Annotated in this window: 20 protein-coding genes and 2 pseudogenes; 14 read left to right on the top strand and 8 right to left on the bottom strand. The window is 60.1% G+C overall.

What is annotated here, in order from left to right:
- The first annotated feature begins 136 nt into the window (after window positions 1–136).
- Window positions 137–754: a bifunctional phosphoserine phosphatase/homoserine phosphotransferase ThrH gene (gene thrH, locus PCPL58_RS18090; RefSeq protein WP_054081877.1), complete on the top strand. Its 618-nt coding sequence runs from the start codon at window positions 137–139 to the stop codon at window positions 752–754.
- A gap of 43 nt (window positions 755–797) precedes the next feature.
- Here the strand turns inward: thrH and pabB are convergent, their stop codons facing one another.
- The 4 genes and pseudogenes from pabB to rloA all read right to left on the bottom strand — a co-directional run bounded on the left by pabB (window position 798) and on the right by rloA (window position 5,269).
- Entirely contained in the window at window positions 798–2,141 is a 1,344-nt protein-coding gene (gene pabB / locus PCPL58_RS18085; RefSeq protein WP_065350080.1) for an aminodeoxychorismate synthase component I, read from the bottom strand.
- A 75-nt stretch (window positions 2,142–2,216) separates the two neighbouring features.
- Window positions 2,217–3,194 (bottom strand): alpha-L-glutamate ligase-like protein, encoded by a 978-nt coding sequence (locus tag PCPL58_RS18080; RefSeq protein WP_161428781.1) that lies wholly within the window; start codon window positions 3,192–3,194, stop codon window positions 2,217–2,219.
- Entirely contained in the window at window positions 3,194–4,729 is a 1,536-nt protein-coding gene (gene rloB, locus PCPL58_RS18075) for an osmotic stress tolerance membrane protein RloB (protein ID WP_003433053.1), read from the bottom strand. Before rloB ends, PCPL58_RS18080 begins: the two co-directional genes overlap by 1 nt.
- 4 nt (window positions 4,730–4,733) lie before the next feature.
- Window positions 4,734–5,269 (bottom strand): annotated as a pseudogene (gene rloA / locus PCPL58_RS18070) (retropepsin-like aspartic peptidase RloA).
- Window positions 5,270–5,566: 297 nt separating this feature from the next.
- Between rloA and PCPL58_RS18065 the strand changes: the two are divergent.
- The 5 genes from PCPL58_RS18065 (at window position 5,567) to prpF (ending at window position 12,357) form a co-directional block, all read left to right on the top strand.
- Window positions 5,567–6,286, top strand: coding sequence for a GntR family transcriptional regulator (locus PCPL58_RS18065; RefSeq protein ID WP_003433052.1), 720 nt, complete (start codon window positions 5,567–5,569; stop codon window positions 6,284–6,286).
- Window positions 6,283–7,176 carry a methylisocitrate lyase gene (gene prpB, locus PCPL58_RS18060; RefSeq protein ID WP_065350079.1) on the top strand — a complete coding sequence of 298 codons (894 nt, stop codon included), beginning with the start codon at window positions 6,283–6,285 and terminating at the stop codon, window positions 7,174–7,176. The genes PCPL58_RS18065 and prpB overlap by 4 nt, the downstream gene beginning before the upstream one ends.
- A gap of 68 nt (window positions 7,177–7,244) precedes the next feature.
- Window positions 7,245–8,372: a bifunctional 2-methylcitrate synthase/citrate synthase gene (prpC, locus tag PCPL58_RS18055; RefSeq protein ID WP_065350078.1), complete on the top strand. Its 1,128-nt coding sequence runs from the start codon at window positions 7,245–7,247 to the stop codon at window positions 8,370–8,372.
- Between the two features lie 69 nt (window positions 8,373–8,441).
- Window positions 8,442–11,030, top strand: coding sequence for a Fe/S-dependent 2-methylisocitrate dehydratase AcnD (gene acnD, locus PCPL58_RS18050; RefSeq protein WP_065350077.1), 2,589 nt, complete (start codon window positions 8,442–8,444; stop codon window positions 11,028–11,030).
- A 136-nt stretch (window positions 11,031–11,166) separates the two neighbouring features.
- Entirely contained in the window at window positions 11,167–12,357 is a 1,191-nt protein-coding gene (gene prpF / locus PCPL58_RS18045) for a 2-methylaconitate cis-trans isomerase PrpF (RefSeq protein ID WP_065350076.1), read from the top strand.
- 31 nt (window positions 12,358–12,388) lie between these two features.
- On the opposite strand, the gene ppsR is transcribed toward prpF, so the two are convergent.
- The gene (gene ppsR, locus PCPL58_RS18040) at window positions 12,389–13,207 is read right to left on the bottom strand and encodes a posphoenolpyruvate synthetase regulatory kinase/phosphorylase PpsR (RefSeq protein ID WP_003347114.1); all 819 of its coding nucleotides are present in this window, start codon (window positions 13,205–13,207) and stop codon (window positions 12,389–12,391) included.
- A 221-nt stretch (window positions 13,208–13,428) separates the two neighbouring features.
- On the opposite strand from ppsR, the gene ppsA reads away from it, so the two are divergent.
- The 8 genes from ppsA to PCPL58_RS18000 all read left to right on the top strand — a co-directional run bounded on the left by ppsA (window position 13,429) and on the right by PCPL58_RS18000 (window position 21,552).
- Window positions 13,429–15,804: a phosphoenolpyruvate synthase gene (gene ppsA, locus PCPL58_RS18035; RefSeq protein ID WP_065350075.1), complete on the top strand. Its 2,376-nt coding sequence runs from the start codon at window positions 13,429–13,431 to the stop codon at window positions 15,802–15,804.
- 189 nt (window positions 15,805–15,993) lie between these two features.
- Window positions 15,994–16,983 carry an alpha/beta fold hydrolase gene (locus PCPL58_RS18030; RefSeq protein WP_003433044.1) on the top strand — a complete coding sequence of 330 codons (990 nt, stop codon included), beginning with the start codon at window positions 15,994–15,996 and terminating at the stop codon, window positions 16,981–16,983.
- A gap of 98 nt (window positions 16,984–17,081) precedes the next feature.
- The gene (gene rraA / locus PCPL58_RS18025) at window positions 17,082–17,570 is read left to right on the top strand and encodes a ribonuclease E activity regulator RraA (protein ID WP_003366849.1); all 489 of its coding nucleotides are present in this window, start codon (window positions 17,082–17,084) and stop codon (window positions 17,568–17,570) included.
- 11 nt (window positions 17,571–17,581) lie between these two features.
- Window positions 17,582–18,577, top strand: a complete 996-nt coding sequence (locus PCPL58_RS18020; RefSeq protein ID WP_003366851.1) for a zinc transporter ZntB — start codon at window positions 17,582–17,584, stop codon at window positions 18,575–18,577.
- A gap of 86 nt (window positions 18,578–18,663) precedes the next feature.
- Window positions 18,664–18,912: a CrfX protein gene (locus PCPL58_RS18015; RefSeq protein WP_065350074.1), complete on the top strand. Its 249-nt coding sequence runs from the start codon at window positions 18,664–18,666 to the stop codon at window positions 18,910–18,912.
- A gap of 2 nt (window positions 18,913–18,914) precedes the next feature.
- Complete coding sequence (locus tag PCPL58_RS18010) at window positions 18,915–19,739, top strand: mechanosensitive ion channel family protein (protein ID WP_003315687.1); 825 nt, start codon at window positions 18,915–18,917, stop codon at window positions 19,737–19,739.
- Window positions 19,740–19,821: 82 nt separating this feature from the next.
- A complete protein-coding gene (gene sigX / locus PCPL58_RS18005) occupies window positions 19,822–20,412 on the top strand; it encodes an RNA polymerase sigma factor SigX (protein WP_003315686.1) in 591 nt (196 codons plus the stop codon).
- A gap of 105 nt (window positions 20,413–20,517) precedes the next feature.
- Entirely contained in the window at window positions 20,518–21,552 is a 1,035-nt protein-coding gene (locus PCPL58_RS18000) for an OmpA family protein (protein ID WP_003366856.1), read from the top strand.
- A gap of 87 nt (window positions 21,553–21,639) precedes the next feature.
- Here PCPL58_RS18000 and cobA read toward each other — a convergent pair whose 3' ends face one another.
- The 3 genes and pseudogenes from cobA to PCPL58_RS17985 all read right to left on the bottom strand — a co-directional run.
- Entirely contained in the window at window positions 21,640–22,401 is a 762-nt protein-coding gene (gene cobA, locus PCPL58_RS17995) for a uroporphyrinogen-III C-methyltransferase (protein ID WP_003366857.1), read from the bottom strand.
- Between the two features lie 10 nt (window positions 22,402–22,411).
- On the bottom strand, window positions 22,412–25,132 hold the full coding sequence (locus PCPL58_RS17990; RefSeq protein WP_065350073.1) for a nitrate reductase: 2,721 nt from the start codon (window positions 25,130–25,132) through the stop codon (window positions 22,412–22,414).
- 26 nt (window positions 25,133–25,158) lie between these two features.
- Window positions 25,159–26,358: pseudogene (locus PCPL58_RS17985) on the bottom strand (NAD(P)/FAD-dependent oxidoreductase); the annotation flags it as partial.
- Window positions 26,359–26,614: the final 256 nt, after the last annotated feature.

Below are 26,614 nucleotides of genomic sequence, written 5' to 3'. Positions count from 1 at the left end.
GCGGCTTCCTAAAATGCAAGAGTGGCGCTTAAGCGCTCGTGATGGCGGCAATGGTAACAAAATCCGCTGTTCAGTGGCCGTTGCCAGCGGCTAGAGTGCTGCTTGCGTCGAGCGTGAATGGTCTGAGGAGTGTGTTGTGGAAATTGCCTGTCTGGACCTCGAAGGGGTACTGGTCCCGGAAATCTGGATCGCCTTTGCCGAAAAAACCGGTATCGAATCGCTGCGTGCCACCACGCGGGACATTCCCGATTACGACGTGCTGATGACGCAGCGCCTGCGCATTCTTGATGAGCAAGGTCTGAAACTGGCGGACATTCAGGCAGTGATCGGCACCCTCAAGCCGCTGGAGGGCGCCGTGGAGTTTGTCGACTGGCTGCGTGAGCGGTTTCAGGTGGTGATTCTCTCGGACACTTTCTATGAGTTCTCTCAGCCACTGATGCGTCAACTGGGTTTTCCGACCCTGCTGTGTCATCGTCTGATCACTGACGAGACCGATCGGGTGGTCAGTTACCAGTTACGCCAGAAAGACCCCAAGCGTCAGTCGGTGCTGGCCTTCAAGAGCCTGTATTACCGGGTCATTGCTGCCGGTGATTCGTACAACGACACGACCATGCTGGGCGAGGCCGACGCCGGTATCCTGTTCCACGCTCCCAATAACGTGATCCGCGAATTCCCGCAGTTTCCGGCGGTGCACACGTTCGATGACCTGAAAAAGGAATTCATCAAGGCCTCGAATCGGGATCTGATGCTTTAGGCGGGGCGAACTCCCGGCGCTTCGTTCCCACAGAAGCCGGATCTCAGAGCGCCTCAAGCGTCTCCAGTAGCACACGAACCTTGGTGAAAGTTTCCTGATACTCGGCGTCGCAGTCGGAATCGGCGACGATGCCGCCACCACCCCAGCAGGAAATCTGTCCGTCCTTGACCAGCAGGCTGCGGATAGCGATCGAACTGTCCATCTCGCCGCGCACGTCCAGGTACATCAGCGAGCCGCAATACAGGCTGCGACGGGTCGGCTCCAGCTCGTCGATGATCTGCATGGCGCGGATTTTCGGCGCACCCGTGATCGAGCCGCCGGGGAAGCTGCCGCCGATCAGGTCCAGTGCATCGTTGCCAGCGGCCAGCTCGCCGGTCACGCTGCTCACCAGATGGTGCACATTGGGGTAGCTTTCGAGGCTGAACAGCTCGGGGACTTTCACCGAGCCGATGCGGCAACTGCGGCCCAGGTCGTTACGCAGTAAATCGACGATCATCAGGTTTTCTGCGCGATCCTTCTCGCTGGCCAGCAGTTCGGCGGCGAAGGCGGCATCCTGCGCGGGGTCCGCGCTACGGGGGCGAGTGCCTTTGATCGGGCGGGTTTCGACCTGCCGGGCGCTGACCCGCACGAAGCGCTCCGGCGAAAGACTCAGAATCGCATCGGCTCCCGGCAGGCTCAGGTAGCCGGCGAACGGCGTCGGGCAAGCCGCTCGCAGTGCACAATAAGCTGCCCACGGGTCACCAGCGCACTGCGCCTGAAAGCGTTGTGCGAAGTTCACCTGATAGCAGTCACCAGCCTGAATGTAGGCCTGAATTCGTTGGAAAGCCTGGCGATAGTGATCCGCGCTGATGCTGGCTTGAAACGGCTGGCTGAGGCGGAACTCCGCGTGCGGCTCAGGGACATCGACAGAGAACAGCTCAATCAGCCGTTTGCGCTCGCGTGTGGCCAGGGATGGGTGAAAAATCAGCTGGCTTGTCTGCTCCTGATGATCACTGATCAGCGCCCAGGCGTAGAGCCCCAGACGGGCCTCGGGCAGTTGCAGGTCGTCAATGGCCTGATCCGGCAAAGGCTCCAGGCGTCGACCGAATTCATAGCTCAGATAACCGATCAGGCCGCCAGCGAAGGGCAGTTCGCATCCGTCAGGCAGCTGTGCTGTGCCGAGCGCCTCGAGACTGTCGCGCAAGCGCTGGAGATAGGTGGCTCCGTCCTCGTCATCGGTAACGCTCAGTTCCTCCAGCGGCCATGCGCTGAGCAGGTCATGTCGGCCCCGAACGGCTGTCGGCCTGCCGCTGTCGAGCAGCACCGCACCCGGCGCTTCGCGGATTCGCGCAAAGAACGCGATCGGGTCGGCGCTGTAGGGCAGGGGGTGTATCGAGCAGATCGGCATCGTCGAATATCGGTCTTGGAAACGCGGCTGGCGATTGTAGCCTTGCCGGTGCGGCAGTCCTAGCGGTATGTCGGTTCAGGCGCCGGGCACGTGACCGAACAGGTCCTGGACAAAGCTGACCCGCTCCTGCGCCGATTCGTGGCGTCCTTCAAGAGCCAGTTGCTCCAGACGCGCCTCGACGGCCTGAGTGCGATGGGTCAAGCCACTGTCGTTGGCGATCTGGATGTTTAGGCCGGGACGGGCGTTGAGCTCCAGAATCAGCGGGCCTTTGTCCTGGTCCAGCACCATGTCGACGCCGATATAGCCCAGACCGCATAACTCGTAGCACTCGGCGGCAAGCTTCATGAAGCCGTCCCAGTTGGGCAATTGCACGCCATCCACCGAGTGGGTGGTGTCCGGGTGCTTGCTGATGATGTTGTTCAGCCACGTGCCTTGCAGGGTGACACCGGTGGCCAGGTCCACACCTACGCCAATGGCGCCTTGGTGGAGGTTAGCCTTGCCGCCTGATTGACGGGTAGGCAAGCGCAGCATGGCCATCACCGGATAACCCATCAGCACGATGATGCGGATGTCCGGTACACCTTCGTAACTGATGCTTTTGAAGATCGGGTCCGGTACGACCCGGTACTCGATCAGCGCCCGGTCGCGGTGACCGCCCAGGGAATACAGGCCAGTGAGAATGCTGGACACCTGGTGCTCGATTTCCGAGTGGCTGATGATGCGTCCCGAGACGGTGCGAAAGCGTTCCTCGAAACGGTCGGCGATCACCAGAATGCCATCGCCGCCTGCGCCCTGTGCAGGTTTGATCACGAAGTCGCGGTGCGCGCCGATGATCTCGTCGAGCCTGTCGATTTCCTTTTCCGTGGAAATCACGCCGTACATCTCCGGCACATGAATGCCTGCGGCGATGGCCCGCTCCTTGGTGATGATCTTGTCATCGACGATCGGATAGAGGCTGCGCTTGTTGTACTTGAGCACATAGTCGGCGTTACGTCGATTGATGCCCATGATGCCGCGCGCTTCGAGCGCCTTCCAGGTCTTCCACCAGCCGATCACTTGGCCTTTTCCTCTTTCAGGAATGCCTTGAAGCGCATCAGTTCTGTCAGCCGGTAGCCACGGTATCTGCCCATTGCCAGCATGAAGCCGACCAGTATCAGCAGCACTGCGGGGAAGGTGAAGACGAAATAGGTCAGTTCCGGCACGCTCATGATCAGGTGCGCCAGCGACGCGGCGAACAGCGTACCGATGGCGACCTTCATGGCATGGCTGCCACCACGCTCTTCCCAGGTGATCGACAGGCGCTCGATGGTCATGGTCAGAATCACCATCGGGAACAGCGCAACCGACAGGCCGCGCTCCAGCCCGAGCTTGTGGCTGAACAGGCTGATGGCCGCGATCAGTACCACGACGAAGGTCAGTACCACCGACAGGCGCGGCAGCATTTGCAGTTTCAGGTGCTCCAGATACGAGCGCAGGGACAGGCCCAGCGCCGTGATCACGGTAAACAGTGCAATGCCGAAGCCCAGTTGCGTTTCACGGAATGCCAGCGCAATCAGCACGGGGGTGAAGGTGCCCAGTGTCTGCAGGCCAATCAGGTTGCGCAGGATCAGGATGACCAGCACGCCAATTGGGATCATGACCATGATCATGAAGGTCTGCTGGGTTTGCAGCGGCAAGCCGTACAGCGAATAGGCCAGGAAGTCCGAATCGGTGCTGGCGTCGGTCAGTTTGGCGAGCCGCATCGCGTTCATTTCACTGTTGTTGAGGCTGAACGTGACTTGCACCTTCTTGCCGCCTTCGACGCTGACCAGGCCTTCCTCGCCGGTCCACCAGAGCAGGCGGTCATCCGGCAGGCCGGCTTCGCCGGTGTCGGGATTGAAGTACAGCCATTCCTTGCCGTTGAAGCTGCGCAGCCAGAGTTCCGGTGTCTGCTGCTCGGCATCCAGGCGAATGGTGTGGGCTTTTTCCAGCGGTACGTGGGCGATCGACAGCAGCAGTTCGGTGACCCGAGCCTTGTTGGACGCCGAGTTATCACCGGCCAGCAGCAGTTTCACGTTATCGTCATTCAGGTTGTTGACGCGCTTGATGGCCTCGGTGATGAAGGTCTCCACGTCCGCCGAATGCTGGCGAATGGGCGCCAGCAGTGCTTCGGCGGCGATCTTTTCCGGGCCTTCGACGGTCATGCTGTCGCGAAAGATAGGCCCTTTGACCTTGGGTTTTTCACCGCTGTAACGCTTGGTCAGCACCAGTCGGTAGTAGAGGGTCTGGTTGCCGGTGGCGCGACGGGCCGACCAGGTGACCTTGCGGTTGCCGTCGGCGCGGTTGACGCTGACGCCGTAATTGTTCGAGATGAAGCTTTCATTGAGGCTGATGTAGTCGTGGGCGAGCGGCGGCACGAACATCTGTACCTTCACCGAATCCTTGGGATTGGCGACGAATTCGACTTTGGCGTCGATATTCCACAGGTCATCGGTTTCGTCTTCGCTGACGGGTATGCCCAGCGCCAGAATCTGATAGGCCGTGATCGCGATGCCGAGGGTCACCAGGGCAGTGATCAGGATCTTCAGATGGAGTGTAAGAGAGCGCATGGATTTACTCTGCGTTTTGAGCGACGGAAGCGCAGCCGGGCTTCCCTGCCGCATATTTAAGACTTGGATCGACCAGCGCATCAAAGCGTTTCAAGGCTTCGGAGCCGATCAAAAGCGGGTATTGGAAAGCACTTCGGTCAGTCAAGTTCACTTCTATGGTGCGTAAAGATTCACCCATGCAGATATCGAGGCTGATCACCGGGCGTGACGAATAGCGATTGTCGTCATCCGGGTCGAGATCGTCGGCACGCCGCTTGATCTTGCTGACCCGCGCCAGGGGGCGTTCGATGGGGTGTACATGCTTGCTGTCGCTGGCCAGATAGAAACGCACCCAGCTTTCGCCATCGCGCTTGAAATGTTTGATGTCGCGGGCGCTCAGCGAGGCGGTCTTGGCACCGGTGTCGAGCTTGGCGGCGATCTCGATATCGATTTCGATCAGCCGGGCGTATTCGTTGAGCCATAGACTGTCTTGTTGGCGGCCAGGGTCAGGCCGGGCAAAAACAGAAGGCTGAGCAGTGTGGGGAGGGTAGTCAGTCTCATAAATCCTGGCGCGATGAGCGAACAACTTCAGGGTCAGGGCGCAAATGGAATTGACCTGATGATGGTAGGGCATGCGGTTCGCAGTCGCTGGCTCCGCTGCGGAGCGCGCTGTACGGACGCGACGCATTCTAGCATGAAGCCCTGCGGCTGCCAGTGATCAACCTGTGTAGCTGTTCAGGTTGCTTTGTCGAGCAGAGTTCACCCGCTTTGACTGATTGTCGACAATGCTGGGTTTGGCTTTGACGGATTGACTAAATATGACTAGATTTGAGCGCATATAGCCGTGAGGTGTCGACAATGCTGAATGTGGTCGAAAAAACAATGACGGTTGCCGACGACTCGGAAACCCTCTCCGAGAACGTTTTCCGACGCATTCAATCGGCTATCGTGAAAGGCGAGATTGCCCCCGGCAGCAAGATTTCCGAGCCGGAACTGGCTCGCACCTATGGCATCAGTCGCGGGCCGCTGCGTGAGGCGATTCACCGGCTCGAAGGGCAGCGACTGGTGGTTCGTGTGCCGCATGTGGGCGCCCGGGTGGTGTCGCTCAGTCATGCCGAACTGATCGAACTCTATGAAATTCGCGAGTCACTGGAGGGTATGGCCTGTCGTCTGGCCGCCGAACGCATGACCCAGGCCGAAATCGACGAGCTGCGCGGCGTTCTGGATACCCATGAGCGCGATGCCGCCTTTCAGGCAGGTATCGGCTATTACCAGCAAGAGGGTGATTTCGACTTCCACTACCGCATCATCCAGGGCAGCGGCAATCGCACCCTCAGCCAGATGCTCTGTGGTGAGCTCTACCAGCTGGTGCGCATGTACCGCATTCAGTATTCCACCACGCCCAACCGGCCTCGCCAGGCTTTTGCCGAACATCACCGCATTCTCGACGCTATCGCCGACCGCGACGGTGAGCTGGCCGAATTGTTGATGCGCCGCCATATCGGCGCGTCCAGACGCAACATCGAGCGCCATTATCAGGCGGCTTCCCAGACGACTTCCGACCGAGGTACACAATGAGTCATAACAACAGCACTCCCGGCCAGCGTTTCCGCGACGCAGTCGCCAGCGAACAGCCGCTGCAAGTGGTCGGCGCGATCAATGCCAACCACGCACTGCTCGCCAAACGTGCCGGGTTCAAGGCCATTTATCTATCTGGCGGCGGAGTCGCGGCGGGATCACTGGGCATTCCGGACCTGGGAATCACCGGTCTTGAAGACGTGCTGATCGATGTGCGGCGTATCACCGACGTTTGCGACCTGCCGTTGCTGGTGGATGTCGACACCGGTTTCGGTTCTTCGGCTTTCAATGTGGCGCGTACCGTGCGCTCGATGATCAAGGCCGGAGCGGCGGCGATTCACATTGAGGATCAGGTGGGTGCCAAGCGTTGCGGGCATCGTCCCAACAAGGAAATTGTCTCTCAGCAGGAAATGGTCGACCGGATCAAGGCTGCCGTGGATGCCCGGACTGACAACAGCTTCGTAATCATGGCGCGTACCGATGCGTTGGCGGTTGAAGGGCTGGAGTCGGCGCTGGAGCGTGCCGCTGCCTGTATTGAAGCCGGCGCGGGTATGGTGTTCCCCGAGGCCATCACCGAACTGGCAATGTACAAGCAATTCGCCAACCGTGCAGGCGTGCCGATCCTCGCCAACATCACCGAGTTTGGCGCCACGCCGTTGTTTACGGTCGATGAGCTGCGCGAGGCGGACGTGTCGCTGGTGCTGTACCCGCTTTCCGCATTCCGTGCGATGAACAAGGCTGCGGAAAATGTCTACGGCGCGATCCGCCGTGACGGCAGCCAGAAAAACGTGATCGACAGCATGCAGACGCGCATGGAGCTGTATGACGCGATCGATTACCACACATTCGAGAAGAAGCTGGATGCGCTGTTTGCGCAGAAGAAGGGCTGAAAGGGGCAGGCTGACACTCGTCCCCGCGCTCCGCGTCCAGTCATACAAAAACAAAATTGGAGAAAACCATGGCTGAAGCAAAAGTATTGAGTGGTGCCGGACTACGCGGGCAGGTGGCCGGGCAGACGGCGTTGTCCACGGTGGGCATGGCCGGTGCCGGGCTGACCTATCGCGGCTATGATGTGCGCGATCTGGCCGCCGAAGCTCGCTTTGAAGAAGTTGCCTATCTGCTGCTGTACGGCGAACTGCCTGATAAAGCCGAATTGTCTGCCTATATGGACAAACTCAAGGGCCTGCGCGACCTGCCGCAGGCCTTGAAGGAAGTGCTGGAGCGCATACCCGCCGACACTCACCCGATGGATGTCATGCGCACGGGTGCCTCCATGCTCGGCACCCTGGAGCCGGAGCGCAGCTTCGATCAGCAGCGCGACTCAACCGACCGTCTGCTCGCAGCGTTCCCGGCGATCATGTGCTACTGGTATCGCTTCAGTCATGACGGCAAGCGTATCGACTGCACCTCCGCAGAAGACTCCATCGGCGGGCATTTTCTGCACCTGTTGCTCGACAAGGCGCCCAGCGAACTGCACCGCAAGGTCATGGACGTCTCGCTGATTCTGTACGCCGAGCACGAATTCAATGCCTCGACCTTCACCGCCCGCGTCTGCGCGTCGACGCTGTCGAACCTGTATTCCTGCGTCACAGCCGCCATCGGCACCTTGCGCGGCCCGCTGCACGGTGGTGCCAACGAGGCTGCAATGGAAATGATTCAGCGCTTCGCCTCGGCTGAAGAGGCCACCAAAGGCACGCTGGGCATGCTGGAACGCAAGGAAAAGATCATGGGCTTTGGCCATGCGATCTACAAGGAGTCCGACCCGCGCAACGAGGTGATCAAGGGCTGGTCGAAGAAACTCGCTGACGAAGTGGGCGATACGGTGCTGTTCCCGGTTTCCGAGGCTATCGACAAGGTCATGTGGGAGCAGAAGAAACTGTTCCCCAACGCCGACTTCTACCATGCGTCGGCGTATCACTTCATGGGCATCCCGACCAAGCTGTTCACCCCGATCTTCGTCTGCTCACGCCTGACCGGCTGGGCCGCTCACGTTTTCGAACAGCGTGCCAATAACCGCATCATTCGCCCGAGCGCCGAGTACATCGGCGTCGAACAGCGCGCGTTCGTACCCTTGGAACAGCGCTGAAAATGGGGCAGGGGAGCCGCCGACGAGCTCCCCACCCGTATTCCGAACACTCCGTGATCGAGTCCCGCAATGAACAGTGAATTTCGCAAACCGCTCCCTGGCACCCGACTGGATTATTTCGACGCTCGGGCGGCCGTCGAGGCGCTCAAGCCCGGCGCCTATGCCACGCTGCCCTACACCTCGCGGGTGCTGGCCGAGAACCTGGTGCGCCGTTGTGATCCGGCGACCTTGAATGCCTCGTTGACCCAGCTCATCGAGCGCAAGCGTGATCTGGATTTTCCCTGGTTCCCGGCACGTGTGGTCTGCCACGACATTCTGGGTCAGACCGCGTTGGTCGACCTTGCCGGACTGCGCGACGCGATCGCTTCGCAGGGTGGCGATCCTGCGCTGGTCAACCCGGTGGTTCCGGTGCAATTGATCGTCGACCACTCGCTGGCAGTGGAGTCCGACGGTAACGACCCGCAGGCGTTCGCCAAGAACCGCGCCATTGAAGACCGTCGCAACGAAGACCGTTTTCATTTCATTGACTGGACCAAGCAGGCGTTCAAGAACGTCGAAGTGATCCCGCCGGGCAACGGCATCATGCACCAGATCAATCTGGAGAAAATGTCGCCGGTGGTGCAGGTGCTCGACGGCGTAGCCTTTCCCGACACACTGGTGGGCACGGACAGCCACACGTCGCACGTCGACGCCCTCGGCGTGATTGCCATCGGCGTCGGCGGGCTCGAGGCCGAAAACGTCATGCTCGGGCGCGCCTCGTGGATGCGCCTGCCGGACATCATTGGTGTCGAACTGACCGGGCGCCGCCAGCCAGGCATCACCGCCACCGACGTAGTGCTCGCGCTGACCGAATACCTGCGCCAACAGAAGGTGGTTGGCGCTTACCTGGAGTTCTATGGCGCAGGCGCGTCGAGCCTGACCCTGGGCGACCGGGCGACGATCTCCAACATGGCGCCTGAATACGGCGCGACGGCGGCGATGTTCTCCATTGACTCGCAAACCATCGACTACCTGCGTTTGACAGGGCGCGAGGACGAGCAGGTCAAACTGGTCGAGCTGTATGCCCGGCACACTGGCCTTTGGTCGGACAGCCTCAGCGAGGTGCACTACGAGCGGGTGCTGAGTTTCGACCTGTCCAGTGTGGTGCGCAACATGGCCGGGCCCTCCAACCCTCATGCGCGGGTTGCCACCGCCGATCTGGCGGCCAGAGGTATTGCTGGGCAATGGGACGAGGTGCCGGGGCAGATGCCCGACGGCGCGGTGATCATCGCGGCGATCACCAGTTGCACTAACACCAGCAACCCGCGCAACGTCATTGCCGCCGGTCTGCTGGCACGCAACGCCAACCGCCTGGGGCTGCTGCGCAAGCCGTGGGTGAAATCATCGCTGGCACCCGGCTCGAAAACCGTGGCGCTATACCTGGACGCAGCAGGGCTGACCTCGGAGCTGGAGCAACTGGGTTTTGGCGTCGTGGCCTTTGCCTGCACCACCTGCAATGGCATGTCCGGCGCGCTCGATCCGCTGATCCAGCAGGAAATCATCGACCGCGACCTGTACGCCACGGCGGTCTTGTCCGGTAACCGTAATTTCGACGGGCGTATTCACCCCTATGCCAAACAGGCCTTTCTGGCTTCGCCGCCCCTGGTGGTGGCGTATGCCATTGCCGGGACCATCCGCTTCGATATAGAAAACGATGTGCTGGGCGTCGCCGAGGGCCGGGAAATCCGTCTCAAGGACATCTGGCCGAGCGATGAAGAGATTGATGCGGTCGTGCAGGCGTCGGTCAAGCCCGAGCAGTTCCGTCAGGTTTATATCCCGATGTTTGCCATCGAAGAGCACACCGGGCCGAAGGTCGAGCCGCTGTACGACTGGCGTCCGATGAGCACCTACATCCGTCGCCCGCCCTACTGGGAAGGCGCATTGGCCGGAGAACGTACGCTCAAGGGCATGCGGGCTCTCGCCGTGCTGCCGGACAACATCACCACCGATCACCTGTCGCCGTCCAACGCGATCATGCTCGACAGTGCGGCGGGCGAGTACCTGGCGAAAATGGGATTGCCGGAAGAAGACTTCAACTCCTATGCGACCCATCGGGGCGACCACCTGACCGCCCAGCGCGCGACCTTTGCCAACCCGCAACTGGTCAACGAGATGGCAGTGGTCGATGGCAAGGTCAGGAAAGGCTCGCTGACCCGCATCGAACCCGAAGGCGTGGTCACGCGCATGTGGGAAGCCATCGAAACCTACATGGCGCGCAAGCAGCCGTTGATCATTATTGCCGGTGCCGACTATGGGCAGGGCTCGTCCCGTGACTGGGCGGCCAAAGGCGTCAGGCTGGCGGGCGTCGAAGCGATTGCTGCAGAAGGTTTCGAGCGTATTCACCGCACCAACCTGGTCGGCATGGGCGTGCTGCCGCTGGAGTTCAAGCCCGGCACCAGCCGTCTGACTCTGGGTATCGATGGCAGCGAAACCTTCGATGTGATCGGCCAGCGCACACCGCGCGCGACATTGACGCTGGTGATTCAGCGCCGTAACGGCGAACGCGTCGAGGTGCCGGTGACATGCCGTCTGGACACTGCTGAAGAGCTTTCTATTTATGAGGCGGGCGGCGTGTTGCAGCGTTTTGCTCAGGATTTTCTGGAGGCTACTGCATCGTAGCTACGCTGGAGCGTGAAGAACGATAAGCGTGCGCAAGAGCACTATCGTGCTCATGCTCCGCGTGGGCATGCAGTTCTGAACGCTCTGCGTCCGATTTTGAGCGCGCAGCGCGCTCTTTGAACAGGACAACAAATTCATGGCGCATTTACCCCAGATCCGCATCCCGGCCACCTACATGCGTGGTGGCACCAGCAAGGGTGTGTTTTTCAGGCTGACGGATCTGCCTGAAGCCGCACAGATTCCGGGATCGGCGCGGGATGCGTTGCTGTTGCGGGTCATCGGCAGCCCTGACCCCTATGAAAAGCAGATCGATGGCATGGGCGGCGCGACGTCGAGTACCAGCAAGAGCGTGATTGTGTCGCGCAGCAGCAGGCCCGACCACGATGTCGATTACCTGTTCGGCCAGGTGTCCATCGACAAGCCGTTTGTCGACTGGAGCGGCAATTGCGGCAACCTGTCAGCGGCCGTGGGGCCATTCGCGATTACGAGCGGTCTGGTCGACCCTGACCGCGTTCCGCAGGACGGCGTTGCGGTGGTGCGTATCTGGCAGGCCAACATCGGTAAGACCATCATCGCCCATGTGCCGATCTGCAACGGCGCGGTGCAGGAAACCGGCGATTTCGAGCTGGATGGCGTGACCTTCCCGGCAGCCGAAGTGCCACTGGAGTTTCTTGACCCGGCGGCGGACGAAGAGGGCGCGGGCGGCTCGATGTTCCCCACTGGCAATCTGGTGGACGATCTGGAAGTGCCCGGTATCGGCCTTCTGAAAGCGACCATGATCAATGCCGGCATTCCGACGATTTTTGTCAACGCTGCTGACATCGGCTACACCGGCACTGAGTTGCAGGGCGATATCAACGCTGACCCGCAGGCGCTGGCCCGTCTGGAGGCCATCCGCGCCTACGGTGCGGTGCGGATGGGCCTGATTGGCAATATCGATGAAGCTGCCGCACGCCAGCACACACCCAAAGTGGCTTTTGTGGCGGCGCCTGCCGATTACCTGGCGTCGAGTGGCAAGCCTGTCGCTGCGCAGGATATCGAGCTGTTGGTGCGCGCCGTGTCGATGGGCAAGCTGCACCACGCGATGATGGGTACGGCTGCGGTAGCCATCGGTACGGCAGCAGCCATTCCGGGCACGCTGGTCAATCTGGCCGCTGGCGGTCAGGCGCGCAGTGCGGTCAGCTTTGGCCATCCCTCCGGCACCTTGCGAGTCGGCGCCCAGGCTGTTCAGGAGGGCGATGACTGGAAAGTCACCAAGGCCCTGATGAGCCGCAGCGCCCGAGTGCTGATGGAAGGCTGGGTACGTGTGCCGCAGTCAGGCGAGTGAAGTGGTCAGTTTGGCGGGGTGACCGCAGCGTCTATTTGAAACGTCGCTCCACGCCTTTTTCGACCAGCACCTTGGCGGAGATTTCTTCCACCGAAAAATGCGTGGAGTTGATGTGCGCGATGTTCTCGCGGCGGAACAGGCTTTCCACCTCGCGCACCTCGAACTCGCACTGCGCGTAGCTGGAGTAGCGGCTATTGGGCTTGCGCTCGTGGCGAATCGCGGTGAGACGGTCCGGGTCGATGGTCAGGCCGAAGAGCTTTTCGCGATGCTGCTTGAGCGCCGCAGGCAGCTGCAGCCTCTCCATGTCATCTTCGGTCAGCGGATAGTTGGCGGCCCGGATACCGAACTGCATGGCCATGTACAGACAGGTCGGGGTTTTGCCGCAGCGCGAGACGCCGACGAGGATAATGTCGGCCTTGTCGTAATAATGCGTCCGTGCGCCATCATCGTTGTCCAGCGCGAAGTTGACCGCCTCGATGCGCTCCATGTAATTGGAGTTATGCCCGATGGAATGCGATTTACCCACGGAGTAGGACGAGTGTGAACTAAGCTCCTGCTCCAGCGGGGCCAGGAAGGTCGAAAAGATATCGATCATGAAGCCATTGGACGTCGCCAGAATCTCGCGAATGTCCTGATTGACGATGGTGTCGAAGATGATCGGCCGCACATCGTCCTTGTCGGCGGCATTATTGATTTGTTGTACCATCGCCCGCGCCTTCTCGACACTGTCGATATAGGGCCTGGTGAACTTGTTGAACGTAATGTTTTCAAATTGTGCCAACAGGCTCTGGCCCAGGGTTTCGGCGGTGATACCCGTGCCGTCCGAGATGAAAAAAGCGGATCGTTTCATTTTTGCCCCAGGCCTTAAGCAGTTGACGAATTCTGGCTATCATAGGCGTGCTGGCCTGCCATGAGAGCCCGCAGGTGCAGCTTTTTTGCACACCTGGTTTTGAAGCACGGTTTTCAACGCCCGATCTGTACGTCCGGGCAGACACGCCTGAAGCCACACCGCATGTGGCGCAGGTGAATGAGCTTTTCCCAACAACAAACACAGTTAGTGGAGAGATCACCTTGGTAGAGTACGTAGTTTCCCTCGATAAGCTCGGCGTCCATGATGTAGAGCACGTGGGGGGCAAAAACTCGTCCCTCGGCGAGATGATCAGCAACCTCGCAGGTGCTGGTGTGTCGGTGCCCGGCGGCTTCGCGACTACCGCCCAGGCCTACCGTGACTTTCTCGAGCTCAGCGGCCTCAACGAGCAGATCCATGCTGCGCTGGACGCCCTTGACGTCGACGATGTCAACGCGCTGGCCCGCACGGGTGCGCAGATTCGTCAGTGGATCATGGAAGCCGAGTTTCCCGAGCAGCTCAACGCCCAGATTCGTACTGCGTTTGCCGAGCTGTCTGCGGGTAATCCGAACCTGGCTGTGGCCGTGCGTTCCTCCGCAACTGCCGAAGACTTGCCGGATGCGTCGTTTGCCGGCCAGCAAGAGACCTTCCTGAACATCCGCGGCGTCGAGAACGTGATCCGCGCGGCCAAGGAAGTTTTTGCTTCACTGTTCAACGACCGTGCGATTTCCTACCGCGTACACCAGGGTTTCGACCACAAGCTGGTCGCGCTGTCTGCGGGCGTGCAGCGTATGGTGCGCTCCGAAACCGGTACGGCCGGTGTCATGTTCACCCTTGACACCGAGTCCGGCTTCCGCGACGTGGTGTTCATCACCGGTGCTTACGGCCTGGGCGAGACGGTTGTGCAGGGCGCCGTCAACCCGGACGAGTTCTACGTGCACAAGGACACGCTGGCGGCTGGCCGCCCGGCGATCCTGCGTCGCAATCTGGGCAGCAAGGCGATCAAGATGATTTACGGCGAAGAAGCCAAGGCCGGTCGTTCGGTCAAGGTGATCGACGTCGAGCCTGCCGATCGCGCGCGTTTCTGTCTGAGCGATGCCGAAGTGTCCGAACTGGCCAAACAGGCGATGATCATCGAAAAGCACTACAAGTGCCCGATGGACATCGAGTGGGCCAAGGACGGTGACGACGGCAAGCTGTACATCGTCCAGGCGCGTCCGGAAACGGTGAAGAGCCGTGCATCGGCCAACGTCATGGAACGCTATCTGCTCAAGGAGACCGGCAAGGTGCTGGTCGAAGGCCGTGCTATCGGTCAGCGCATCGGCGCGGGCAAGGTGCGCATCGTCAAGGACGTGTCCGAGATGGACAAGGTCCAGCCCGGTGACGTGCTGGTGTCGGACATGACCGACCCGGACTGGGAGCCGGTGATGAAGCGCGCCAGTGCAATCGTCACCAACCGTGGCGGTCGTACCTGCCACGCGGCGATCATCGCCCGTGAACTGGGCATCCCGGCAGTGGTTGGCTGCGGCAATGCCACGCAGACCCTTCAGGATGGCCAGGGCGTCACGGTCTCCTGCGCCGAGGGCGACACCGGTTACATCTTCGAAGGCGAGCTGGGCTTCGACATCAAGACCAATTCGGTCGATGCAATGCCTGATCTGCCGTTCAAGATCATGATGAACGTCGGCAATCCGGACCGTGCCTTCGATTTCGCCCAATTGCCCAATGCCGGGGTGGGTCTGGCGCGTCTGGAGTTCATCATCAACCGCATGATCGGCGTGCACCCCAAGGCGTTGCTCAACTATTCGGTGCTGCCACCGGAAATCAAGGAGAGCGTCGACAAGCGCATCGCCGGTTACCATGATCCGGTCGGTTTCTACGTCGACAAGCTGGTCGAGGGTATCAGCACCCTGGCCGCCGCGTTCACGCCGAAAAAGGTCATCGTGCGCCTCTCGGACTTCAAGTCCAACGAGTATGCGAACCTGATTGGCGGCAAGCTTTACGAACCCGAAGAAGAAAACCCGATGCTGGGCTTTCGCGGTGCGTCGCGCTATATCAGTGAGAACTTCCGTGACTGTTTCGAGCTGGAGTGCCGTGCGCTCAAGCGTGTGCGCGAAGAGATGGGCCTGACCAACGTCGAGATCATGGTGCCGTTCGTCCGTACCCTGGGTGAGGCGAGTCAGGTGATCGATCTGCTGGCCGCCAACGGCTTGAAGCGTGGCGAAAACGGCCTGCGCATTATTATGATGTGCGAGCTGCCGTCCAACGCGATTCTGGCGGAAGAGTTCCTTGAGTACTTCGACGGCTTCTCCATCGGCTCCAACGACCTGACCCAGCTGACACTCGGTCTCGACCGTGACTCCGGCGTGATCGCCCACCTGTTCGACGAACGTAACCCGGCGGTCAAGAAGCTTCTGTCCAACGCCATTCAGGCGTGCAACAAGGCCGGCAAGTACATCGGCATCTGTGGGCAGGGGCCTTCCGATCACCCGGATCTGGCACGCTGGCTGATGGATCAGGGCATCGAGAGTGTGTCGCTCAACCCCGACTCGGTACTGGAGACCTGGTTCTTCCTCGCCGAAGCACAGTCGCCTGTCTGACAGGCGGCTCGCCTGAGGCGCGGTCCTCGCAGGCGCGGGCCGCCGTGTGACGCGAACGCGGCCTGAGCCGTCATGTGGTTCAGGTGTTTGAATGAGGCGGTTTCTTCGGAAGCCGCCTTTTTTATGGCGCATCGCGAGATCCCGGAGCGCGTGGTTCCATCCCGTCTGTCAAGCCAGATAAAGAGTGATATGCAGAGCAGCAGCCAGCTTTTTCCCGTTGCCTTGATCAGCGCCGAGCGTCGTGGCGATCTGGTCGAGGACGTCTACCGTCTCAAACCTGCCAACAGTCCCGACGCCAGTGTCGAACTGGCGGTGACCCGGCTAGGGCGCGCCGATCAGCCCGATGTGCGTGGTACTCCAGTCATACTGCTGCATGGTAGCTTTTCCAACCGGCGTTTCTGGTATTCGCCCAAGGGCATCGGTCTGGGTGCGTATCTGGCGCGGGCCGGCTATGACGTGTGGATTCCCGAAATGCGCGGCCATGGCTTGTCGGCTCGCAACCTGAGTTACCGCAGCAACTGCGTGGCGGACTACGCGCGTTTCGATTTGCCAGCCATTGCCGCATTCGTCGTCGAGCAAAGCGGGCAGATACCGCACTGGATCGGCCATTCGCTGGGCGGCACCAGCCTGGCGGCAGCCTTGGGCGGTCAGTATCTGGGTGCTGATACTGCGGCGTCCGTGGCGCTGTTCGGCAGCCAGGTCAGCCGCACCTACTGGCCGCTGAAAGTCCCGCCACTGCAATGGTCTGCGAAGTTGCTGCTGAGGTCCTTCGAACATATTTCCGGCCCGCGTTTCAAGCGCGGGCCGGAAGACGAGCCGATCGGTCTGGTTCTGGAAAGCATGCGCTGGCACGGGCTGTTCGGACGTTTCGGTGAGCGTGACAACAACTGGTGGGCAGGGTTGAGCGCGGTTCAGGTGCCGCTTCTGGCTGTCGCTGCGGCCGGCGACCAGCAGGACCCGGTGTGGGCTTGCCGTGAACTGTTCGAGCAGATCGGCAGCGCACACAGGCAATTCCTCTGCCTGGGCCGCGAATACGGCTTCAGCGAGGATTTCGACCATGTGCAGATGCTGGTCAGCAAGGCTGCGCAGCAGCAGGTCTGGCCGCGAGTGATCGAGTGGCTGGGTGAGCGTTCCGTTCCTGAACAGGTTGCAGAGTTTCAGGTCGCGGTAGGCAGTTAGCCGGTAAAGTCGCTATGGTTATGCTCATCCGGTCGTGTCTGTTTCAATAAATCGTCTGTATCAATCGCGACCCCATAGCCGATGACAGGAGTTGACCCATGCACTACCTCACCCCCGATCTGTGTGACGCCTATCCGGACCTGATCCAGGTTGTGGAGCCGATGTTCAGCAATTTTGGCGGCCGCGATTCGTTTGGTGGCCAGATCGTCACGCTGAAATGTTTCGAGGACAACTCCAAGGTCAGGGAGCAGGTCGAGCTCGACGGCAAGGGCAAGGTGCTCGTCGTCGACGGCGGTGGTTCGCTGCGTTGCGCGTTGCTGGGTGACATGCTGGCAGACAAGGCTGCCAAGAACGGCTGGGAAGGCATGTTGATCTACGGCTGCATCCGTGACGTGGATGTCATCGCCCAGACCGACCTGGGTGTCCAGGCGCTCGCCAGTCATCCGAAGAAAACCGAGAAGCGCGGCATAGGCGAACTGAATGTGCCGGTGACCTTTGGCGGCGTGACGTTCCGCCCGGGTGAGTACCTGTATGCCGACAACAATGGCGTCATCATTTCCCCATCACCCCTGACCATGCCGGAATAAGCGAAGTATCCATGTTCGATGAAGCAAACGCGCAGTGGGGGCTGGTTCATGCCCTCGTTTTGGACGGTAAGGGTGGGGCGCGTTTCATCGCTCGAACCGAGTTGCAGGACCTTGCATTGCAGCCAGAAGAAAGCCTGTGGCTGCATTGGGATCGTAGTCACCCGCAGACACATGCGTGGTTGCGCACCGGCAGCGGTCTGAGCGAGTTTGCCTGCGACCTGTTGCTGGAAGAGAACACCCGGCCGCGTTTGCTGCCGTTGCCGGAGCAGGAACTGCTGCTGTTTCTGCGCGGCGTGAATCTGAATCCCGGTGCGGAACCTGAAGACATGGTCTCGGTGCGTATCTTCGCCGCCGCGCAGCGAGTCATCTCGCTGCGCCTGCGTCCGTTGCGTGCCACCGAGGAGCTGATTGAGCTGCTGGGGCAGGGCAAAGGCCCGAAGGGCGCCTCGGAGCTGATCCTGCACCTGGCGCAGCACCTCACCGACAAGGTTCAGGATCTGGTGGGTGAGCTGACCGAATCGGTCGATGAAGAGGAAGAAAAGAACGATGCCGACGAATGGTACAGCCCCGAGCACGGCAAGCTGCTGCATATTCGTCGGCGCGCCGCCGGCCTGCGCCGGTTCCTCGGGCCGCAGCGGGATATTTATGGCCAGCTTTCACGCATCAAGCTGTCCTGGTTTGCGCATGACGACGCTGACTACTGGAATGAGCTGAACAATAGCCTGACCCGTTACCTGGAAGAGCTTGAGCTGACCCGCGAGCGGGTGGGGCTGCTGCTGGAGTCCGAGGACCGGCGCCTGCGCGAGCACATGAACCGCACCATGTACCGCTTCGGGATCATTACCTGTATCTTTCTGCCGATGAGTTTTCTCACCGGTCTGCTGGGTATTAATGTTGGCGGCATTCCGGGGTCGAGCAGTTCGTACGGCTTCCTGGTGGCCTGTCTGCTGATCGTCGCGCTGGGCGCAGGGCAGTGGTGGTTGTTCCGCCGTTTGCGTTGGGTATAGGGCGGGCCTGTGATGGTTATTTGGCGAGCCTGTGTGACTTGTTGTTTTCGCGTCGCGTCTTTGAATGACATTACGTGAGGTGCCTGATGCACGATCCGTTTGAAGAATCTTTACGCGACATGCTCAATTCTTCATCCTCCAGCCGGGATGATGACGCATGTCTGGGACGCGTCCTGAAAACCGCCAATCGCCAGGTCGGCGCCGGTGTGTTGTTCGGTTTGCTGGGCCGCTGGTCGGAGGCGCTGATGATCGCCGTGAACAACGGCTCGGCCCACGTCTCTCCCGTTTCTCGTCGCACCTCGAACGGTGCGCGTTCTATCGATAAGGCTGATTGAGCATGGAATTGAATCTCTGGACCCAGAGCCTTCTTGCTGCAATGACTGCATTGTGGACCAAAGTCGCAAACTTCATTCCCAACCTGTTCGGCGCCCTGGTTGTGGTGCTGCTCGGTTTTGTCGTCGCCAAACTGCTCGACGCACTGCTTTCCAAATTACTGGCCAAGCTGGGCCTTGATCGTCTGGTCGGCGGTACCGGCCTGACCAAGATCATCGGCCGCGCTGGCGTCAAGGTGCCGGTCTCCACGCTGATCGGCAAGGTCGTCTACTGGTTCGTTCTGCTTATCTTTCTCGTATCGGCCGCTGAATCTTTGGGCCTGCAGCGGGTCTCAGCGACGCTGGACATGCTGGCGCTGTATTTGCCCAAGGTATTTGGTGCCGCGCTGGTGCTGCTGGTCGGTGTGCTGCTGGCGCAACTGGTCAATGGTTTGGTGCGCGGTGCTGCCGAAGGTGTAGGGATCGACTACTCTGCCGGCCTGGGGCGAATTGCCCAGGGGCTGGTCATTATCATCAGTATTTCGGTCGCCATCAGCCAGCTTGAGGTCAAGACCGACCTGCTGAACCACGTTATTGTGATTGCGTTGATTACCGTTGGTCTGACAGTGGCGCTTGCCCTGGGCCTCGGAAGTCGCGAAATTGCCGGGCAGATCATTGCCGGAATCTACGTCCGCGAATTGTTTCAGGTCGGCCAACAGGTACAGATAGGCGATACGGAAGGGCAGATCGAGGAAATCGGTACGGTCAAGACAACGCTGCTGACAGACGAGGGGGAGCTGGTGTCGTTTTCCAATCGCATCCTGCTCGAGCAGAGAGTAAGCAGCCGTTAAGCGGTTAACCTGCTAATGTATGCCGCCAGGTTGCCGATACAGGCCATGGCGGACACTGACCTGACTGTCGGCAAGATTTGTTTTGAATAAACCTCAACCGTTTTCGACGCGCTACGATCCACGCGAGCTCTCAGATGAGGAGCTGGTTGCGCGCGCCCACGTTGAGCTGTTCAATGTGACGCGGGCCTACGAAGAATTGATGCGCCGTTACCAGAGAACACTTTTTAACGTCTGTGCACGTTATCTGGGGAACGATCGCGATGCTGACGATGTCTGTCAGGAGGTGATGCTTAAAGTGTTGTATGGGTTGAAAAATTTTGAAGGTAAATCTAAATTTAAAACCTGGCTGTACAGCATCACCTACAATGAATGCATCACGCAGTACAGGAAGGAACGGCGTAAGCGTCGCTTGATGGACGCGCTGAGTCTGGATCCACTTGAGGAAGCGTCGGAAGAAAAGGCGCCCAAACCTGAAGAACGGGGCGGACTTGATCGCTGGCTTGTGTATGTGAACCCGATCGATCGGGAGATTCTGGTGCTGCGGTTTGTAGCAGAACTTGAATTCCAGGAAATCGCTGACATCATGCACATGGGCTTGAGCGCAACGAAAATGCGTTACAAGCGGGCTTTAGATAAATTACGAGAGAAATTTGCGGGAATCGCCGAAACTTAATACGGTGCAAATATCTCTAACAAACTGGCAAGGTCTGGTAGACTTGCCGCTGAGTTGTCCCCCTGTGTGGGACTGCTTAATAATCATCAGATGGGGATTTAACGGATGAAACTGAAAAACACCTTGGGCTTGGCCATTGGTACTATTGTTGCCGCAACTTCGTTCGGCGCTCTGGCTCAAGGCCAAGGCGCGGTCGAAATCGAAGGCTTCGCCAAGAAAGAGTACTACGACAGCGATCGTAACTTCAAAAACGACGGCAACCTGTTCGGCGGCTCCGTTGGCTACTTCCTGACTGACGATGTTGAGCTGCGTCTGGGCTACGACGAAGTCCACAACGTCCGTAGCGACAGCGGCAAGAACATCAAGGGCGCAGACACTGCTCTGGACGCTCTGTACCACTTCAACAACCCAGGTGACATGCTGCGTCCATACGTATCTGCCGGTTTCTCTGACCAGAGCATCGGTCAAGACGCTCGCCGTGGCCGTGACGGTTCCACCTTCGCCAACATCGGCGGCGGCGCCAAGCTGTACTTCACTGACAACTTCTATGCCCGTGCAGGCGTTGAAGCTCAGTACAACATCGACCAAGGCAACACCGAGTGGGCGCCTAGCGTCGGTATCGGTGTAAACTTCGGCGGCGGCAGCAAGAAAGTTGAAGCAGCGCCAGCTCCAGTAGCTGAAGTGTGCTCCGACAGCGACAACGACGGCGTGTGCGACAACGTCGACAAGTGCCCGGACACCCCAGCCAACGTTACCGTTGACGCTGATGGCTGCCCAGCAGTTGCCGAAGTGGTTCGTGTTGAGCTGGACGTGAAGTTCGATTTCGACAAATCCGTAGTCAAGCCTAACAGCTACGGCGACATCAAGAACCTCGCTGACTTCATGCAGCAGTACCCACAGACCACCACCACTGTTGAAGGTCACACTGACTCCGTCGGTCCTGACGCTTACAACCAAAAACTGTCCGAGCGTCGTGCAAACGCCGTTAAACAGGTTCTGGTTAACCAGTACGGTGTTGGCGCTAACCGCGTAAACTCGGTTGGTTACGGCGAATCCCGTCCAGTTGCTGACAACGCAACTGAAGCTGGCCGCGCAGTTAACCGTCGCGTAGAAGCAGAAGTAGAAGCTCAAGCTAAGTAATTAGCCGCTTATACTGAAAAGCCCGGCTCAGGCCGGGCTTTTCTTTGCCTGCGATTTGGCGGGGCGTGTGCTCAGACGAGCCTGGGGTCAGCCGGCATTCAACTGCGCGTGGTCCATCAGGGTTTGATCGATCAGCTCATTGTTGTACGCGGCAACCGCACCGATCACCAGGATGGCGGGGCTCTTCAACTGGAAAGCGGCTGCGTCCTGTTGCATGGCATTCAGGGTGCTGCGGCATTCGCGCTGCCACGGCAGCGAAGCGTTCTCGATCATCGCCACCGGCATCTCGCCACTCATTCCGCCTGCCAGCAGACTCTCGCGAATTTCCGCCAGTTTCGCCACGCCCATGTAAACCACAAGGGTGGTTCCGCCTTGCGCGAGTGCCTGCCAGTTGAGGGTGCTGTCGTCCTGAGTGTGGGCGGTGACCAGCGTTACGCCACGGCTTATACCGCGCAGGGTCAGCGAAATGCCGCACTGTGTTGCGCCGGCAAGACCCGCTGTAATGCCGTTGACCAGCTCCACGGCGACACCGCGCTCCTGTAGCCATTGAGCCTCTTCACCGCCACGTCCGAAGATGCACGGATCGCCGCCTTTGAGGCGAACGACACATTTGCCCTGACGTACGTAGCGCAGCATCAGGCGATGGATGAACGCTTGCGGCGTCGAACGACAACCGCCGCGCTTGCCGACCGCGATGACCCGCGCTCCCGGACAATGTTCCAGCACTGCGGGGTTGACCAGATCGTCGATCAGCACCACGTCGGCTTCAGCCAGGGCACGTACTGCCTTGAGAGTCAGCAGTTCCGGGTCGCCTGGGCCCGCGCCCACCAGCCATACTTTTGCGCTCATGCCGCATTCCTCATTCTGTAACCGCCACGGTATGGATCAGTCGTCTTATTTCCGGCACGCAGGAGCCGCACTGGGTGCCGCAGCCCAACTGTGTCTTGAGTTGATTCAGGTCCAGGCCACGCTCGATAGCGCTCATTACCGCGCTCTGGCTGACGTTCATGCAGTTGCACAAGGTCTTGTCGCGAGGCTGTGTCGAGTCTTTGCCCGGTTCGCTGCTCAACGGTGCCAACAGCCAGCGCCGCAACGAAGCCTCAACGCGCTCTTCCAGCCACAACGTCTGCAGCCAATGCCGGGCAAGTGTTTCACCGGCCAGGCGAACAGCAGTAATACGTTCGCCGTCGATCCGTACCCGTTTGCCGATCGAGCGCTTGGGGTCGTCATACGCCATGACCGGTCCTTCATCCAGGCCCAGTACTTGATCAATCTGCTGCAGCAGCGCTGAATCGGGTGCTGCTGCGCTGGCGGCGCGTATCACCAGCGCCGGTCGCTCGCGTCCGGCAAGGCTCATGCTCAGATAGGTGAAGGTGTCGCACAAGGGGCGCAGCTTTTCCATCCGTTGCTGCACGTTGCCCTCGACCAGCGCAAAGAACTGCCAGGGCAGTCGGGCTTTTTCGATCCTGACGCCGGCGTGCTTGAGTTCCGGTTGCTTCGAAACCGGGTCGAAGGCTGGCTGGGTGAGAACGTTGACACCCCCCTTGAGGAACCTGTCGCCCCAATGCATCGGCACAAAGGCTTGGCCGACTGCAACGCTGTCCTCACTGCCGACCGGCAACAGCAACTCGCCGCGTCGACTGATCAGTTTGACCAGGTCGCCGGGCTGCAGGTCATGGCTGAGCATGTCCTGCGGATTGAGGCTCAGCACCGCTTCACTGACATGCCCGAACAAGCGGGCAGCAGTGCCGGTGCGGCTCATGCCGTGCCACTGATCGCGCAGCCTGCCGGTGTTGAGCGTCAGCGGGTAGTCGGCATCGCGCACTTCCCTGGCGGCGATGTAAGGCTCGGACAGAAACTGCGCCCGACCTGAATCGGTGGGAAAGATGCCATTGTTGTACAGGCGCGGCGTGCCGCTGCTGGCGCCACGCGGGAAGGGCCATTGTTGCGGACCCTGCTGATCGATGAGCTCGCGGTCGATTCCTGACATGTCCAGATCGCGCCCGATCGTCAGGCCCTTGAACTCATCGAACAAGGCTTTGGGTGTAGCGAAGTCGAACAGCGCGGGTGCGCCGGGTTGCAGGCGTTTTTGCATGCGCTGAGCGAAATCCACGGTGATCGCCCAGTCGGAGCGCGCTTCGCCGGGCGCCTGAATAGCTTTGCGCACGTTGGAGATGCGTCGTTCGGAGTTGGTCACCGTGCCTTCTTTCTCACCCCAACTGGCAGCAGGCAGCAACAGATCGGCATAACGCGCGGTTTCGGTGGTCTTGAAGGCCTCCTGGAGTACCACGAACGGGCAGGTTTCCAGCGCTTGCCTGATGCGGTTCTGGTCGGGCAGTGACTGTGCCGGGTTGGTGCAGGCAATCCACAGGGCCTTGATCGTTCCATTCTGCAATTGCTCGAACAGTTCGATGGCTGAAAGGCCGGGATTGGCAGGCAGGCTATCGACGCCCCAGTAGTCTGCAACCTCCTGACGATGCTGAGGATTTGCCGCGTCGCGATGGCCAGGCAACAGGTTGGACAGACTGCCGGTTTCACGTCCGCCCATGGCGTTGGGCTGGCCGGTGAGCGAGAAGGGACCTGCGCCGGGTTTGCCAATCTGTCCGGTCGCCAAGTGCAGATTGATCAGCGCGCTGTTTTTCGCGCTGCCGGCCGTGGACTGATTCAGCCCCATGCACCACAGCGACAGAAAAGCCGGCGCTTCGCCCACCCATCGGGCGCAGGTGTGCAGCTGTTCCAGAGTAATGCCGCAGAGGGCGGCCACGTATTCAGGTGGGTAGTCACGGGCCAGCGTGGCCAGTTCCTCATAGCCCTGCGTGTGCGCGGCAATGAACGCCGGATCGATCAGCCGTTCGTTCATCAGTATATGAAGGATGCCGTGAAACAGCGCGACGTCCGTGCCGGGCTGAATCGCCAGGTGCAGGTCGGCCAGTTCGCAGGTGTCGGTACGCCGTGGGTCGATGACGATGAGTTTCATCTGCGGACGACGGCTTTTTGCCTCTTCCAGACGGCGAAACAGAATCGGGTGTGCGTAGGCCATGTTGCTGCCGACGATCATCACACAATCGCTCAGTTCGATGTCTTCATAGCTGCACGGTGGGGCATCGGCACCCAGGCTGCGCTTGTAGCCCGCCACGGCCGATGACATGCACAGCCGTGAATTACTGTCGATATTGTTGGTGCCGATCAGTGCGCGCGCCAGTTTATTGAACGCGTAGTAGTCTTCGGTCAGCAATTGGCCGGAAATGTAGAAGGCAACGCTGTCGGGGCCATGTGCGCGAATGCTTTCGGCGAACGCATTGGCCGCATGCTCCAGCGCGGTATCCCAATCGGTGACGCTGCGCGCCAGGCTCTTGCTCAGGCGCAGTTCCGGGTACAGCGCGCGGGCTTCAATGTCGCCGGTCAGGTGCAGGCTCGACCCTTTGCTGCACAGCTTGCCGAAGTTCGCCGGGTGCTTCGGGTCGCCGCTGACACCAAGAATATGCTCGCCGTCATGCTCGATCAGTACGCCGCAGCCTACGCCGCAATAGCAGCAGGTAGACGCCGTGACCCGGGGGGTGTGGAGGGCAAGGCTGTTCATGCGCAGGCAGCCTCTGGAGCAACGGGTTTGCCGAACATCAGGTGGTCGCGAATGGCGTCGATACCCTGGCCATCACGGATCTGCTGCAAGTACCAGTTGCCGTCGGCGGTGTCGCCGTACAGGCAGGCGCCGACCAGTACATCGTTCTTTATTACCAGCTTCTTGTAGATACCGCCGATGGGGTCGGAAAGGGTGATGCTTTCAGTGCCTTCACCGCCGAGGAAATCCCCGGCGGAAAACAGGTCGATACCGGTGACTTTCAGCTTGGTCGAGGTGACCGAGCCCGGATAACGCGCAAAGCCCAGTTGCGCGAGGTGGTTGGCGCAGACCCGCGCCTGCTCGAACAGCGGCGCCACCAGCCCATAGGCGATGCCACGGTGGCTGACACATTCGCCAATCGCGTAGATGCGCGGGTCGTAGGTCTGCAAGGTGTCATTGACCAGAATGCCACGGTTGCAGGGCAGGCCGGCTTGCTCGGCCAATTCGGTGTTGGGCCGTATGCCTGCTGCCATGACCACCAGATCGGCGTCGATCCTGTCGCCATTGTTGAATTGCACCGCGGTTACCCGGCCCTGATCATCGCCGAGCAAGGCGTTGGTCTGTTCGTCGAGGCGAAAGCTCAGGCCGCGCTTTTCCAGCGCCGCTTGCAGCATGCGCCCGCTGGTCTTGTCCAGTTGGCGCTCCAGCAGCGTCTGGCCGTTATGCACCACCGTCACGTGCATGCCGCGCAGGCTCAAGCCGTTGGCCGCTTCCAGGCCGAGCAGTCCGCCGCCGATGACGACTGCGCGCTTGTGCGTGACGGAGGTGTCGATCATCTGCCGCGTGTGGCCGATGTCGCGATAACCGATCACACCGTTCAGCGTGTTGCCCGGGATCGGCAGTATGAACGGCTGCGAACCGGTGGCAATCAGCAGCCGATCATAATGGGCCTGGGTGCCGTCATCGGCGATCACCAGGCGTCTGATGCGGTCGATCTTCACCACGCGACGGTTGAGCAACAACTGGATACCGTTGCGTTCGTACCAGTCGAGGTCGTTGAGCACGATGTCTTCGAAATTCTGCTCGCCGGCCAGTACCGGCGACAGCAGAATGCGATTGTAATTGGGGTGTGGCTCGGCGCCGAAGACCGTGATGTGGTAAAGGTCTTCGCTCAGTTTCAGCAACTCTTCGAGTGTGCGCACGCCGGCCATGCCGTTGCCGATCATCACCAGTTTGAGTTTGGTCATCTTGCCTCCGAGTCACTGCAGCGCGTGCTCGATACGTTTCGCGCAAACAAAAAAAGGCGTCCCGTCAGTGGCCTGACGAGGACGCCTTTGTCCGGTCCCGTTCGCTCGGGAGACGCAGCCTTCATCGTTGAGGGCGGCGTGTTATGAATTATCTGCCAGTGACCATGCAGCGCTTGTGCCAACTCGGATTTGCCAGCCTGCGCGGTGTGCAGTCGATAACCCTGGCGCTTTCTGCACTGCGTTGAGGCGCGTTGCA

Origin of the sequence: Pseudomonas cerasi, assembly GCF_900074915.1 — a bacterium.
GTDB classification, from domain to species: Bacteria; Pseudomonadota; Gammaproteobacteria; order Pseudomonadales; family Pseudomonadaceae; genus Aquipseudomonas; species Aquipseudomonas cerasi.
This window is presented reverse-complemented; position numbering and strand designations above follow the sequence as displayed.

What these genes read in the sequence shown, in the direction of transcription:
- pabB (WP_065350080.1), bottom strand. Translation starts at nt 2,141, where the DNA reads ATGCCGATCTGCTCGATACACCCCCTGCCCTACAGCGCCGACCCGATC.
- rloB (WP_003433053.1), bottom strand. Translation starts at nt 4,729, where the DNA reads ATGCGCTCTCTTACACTCCATCTGAAGATCCTGATCACTGCCCTGGTG.
- PCPL58_RS18065 (WP_003433052.1), top strand. Translation starts at nt 5,567, where the DNA reads ATGCTGAATGTGGTCGAAAAAACAATGACGGTTGCCGACGACTCGGAA.
- prpB (WP_065350079.1), top strand. Translation starts at nt 6,283, where the DNA reads ATGAGTCATAACAACAGCACTCCCGGCCAGCGTTTCCGCGACGCAGTC.
- prpC (WP_065350078.1), top strand. Translation starts at nt 7,245, where the DNA reads ATGGCTGAAGCAAAAGTATTGAGTGGTGCCGGACTACGCGGGCAGGTG.
- acnD (WP_065350077.1), top strand. Translation starts at nt 8,442, where the DNA reads ATGAACAGTGAATTTCGCAAACCGCTCCCTGGCACCCGACTGGATTAT.
- prpF (WP_065350076.1), top strand. Translation starts at nt 11,167, where the DNA reads ATGGCGCATTTACCCCAGATCCGCATCCCGGCCACCTACATGCGTGGT.
- ppsR (WP_003347114.1), bottom strand. Translation starts at nt 13,207, where the DNA reads ATGAAACGATCCGCTTTTTTCATCTCGGACGGCACGGGTATCACCGCC.
- PCPL58_RS18030 (WP_003433044.1), top strand. Translation starts at nt 15,994, where the DNA reads ATGCAGAGCAGCAGCCAGCTTTTTCCCGTTGCCTTGATCAGCGCCGAG.
- rraA (WP_003366849.1), top strand. Translation starts at nt 17,082, where the DNA reads ATGCACTACCTCACCCCCGATCTGTGTGACGCCTATCCGGACCTGATC.
- PCPL58_RS18020 (WP_003366851.1), top strand. Translation starts at nt 17,582, where the DNA reads ATGTTCGATGAAGCAAACGCGCAGTGGGGGCTGGTTCATGCCCTCGTT.
- PCPL58_RS18015 (WP_065350074.1), top strand. Translation starts at nt 18,664, where the DNA reads ATGCACGATCCGTTTGAAGAATCTTTACGCGACATGCTCAATTCTTCA.
- PCPL58_RS18010 (WP_003315687.1), top strand. Translation starts at nt 18,915, where the DNA reads ATGGAATTGAATCTCTGGACCCAGAGCCTTCTTGCTGCAATGACTGCA.
- PCPL58_RS18000 (WP_003366856.1), top strand. Translation starts at nt 20,518, where the DNA reads ATGAAACTGAAAAACACCTTGGGCTTGGCCATTGGTACTATTGTTGCC.
- cobA (WP_003366857.1), bottom strand. Translation starts at nt 22,401, where the DNA reads ATGAGCGCAAAAGTATGGCTGGTGGGCGCGGGCCCAGGCGACCCGGAA.
- PCPL58_RS17990 (WP_065350073.1), bottom strand. Translation starts at nt 25,132, where the DNA reads ATGAACAGCCTTGCCCTCCACACCCCCCGGGTCACGGCGTCTACCTGC.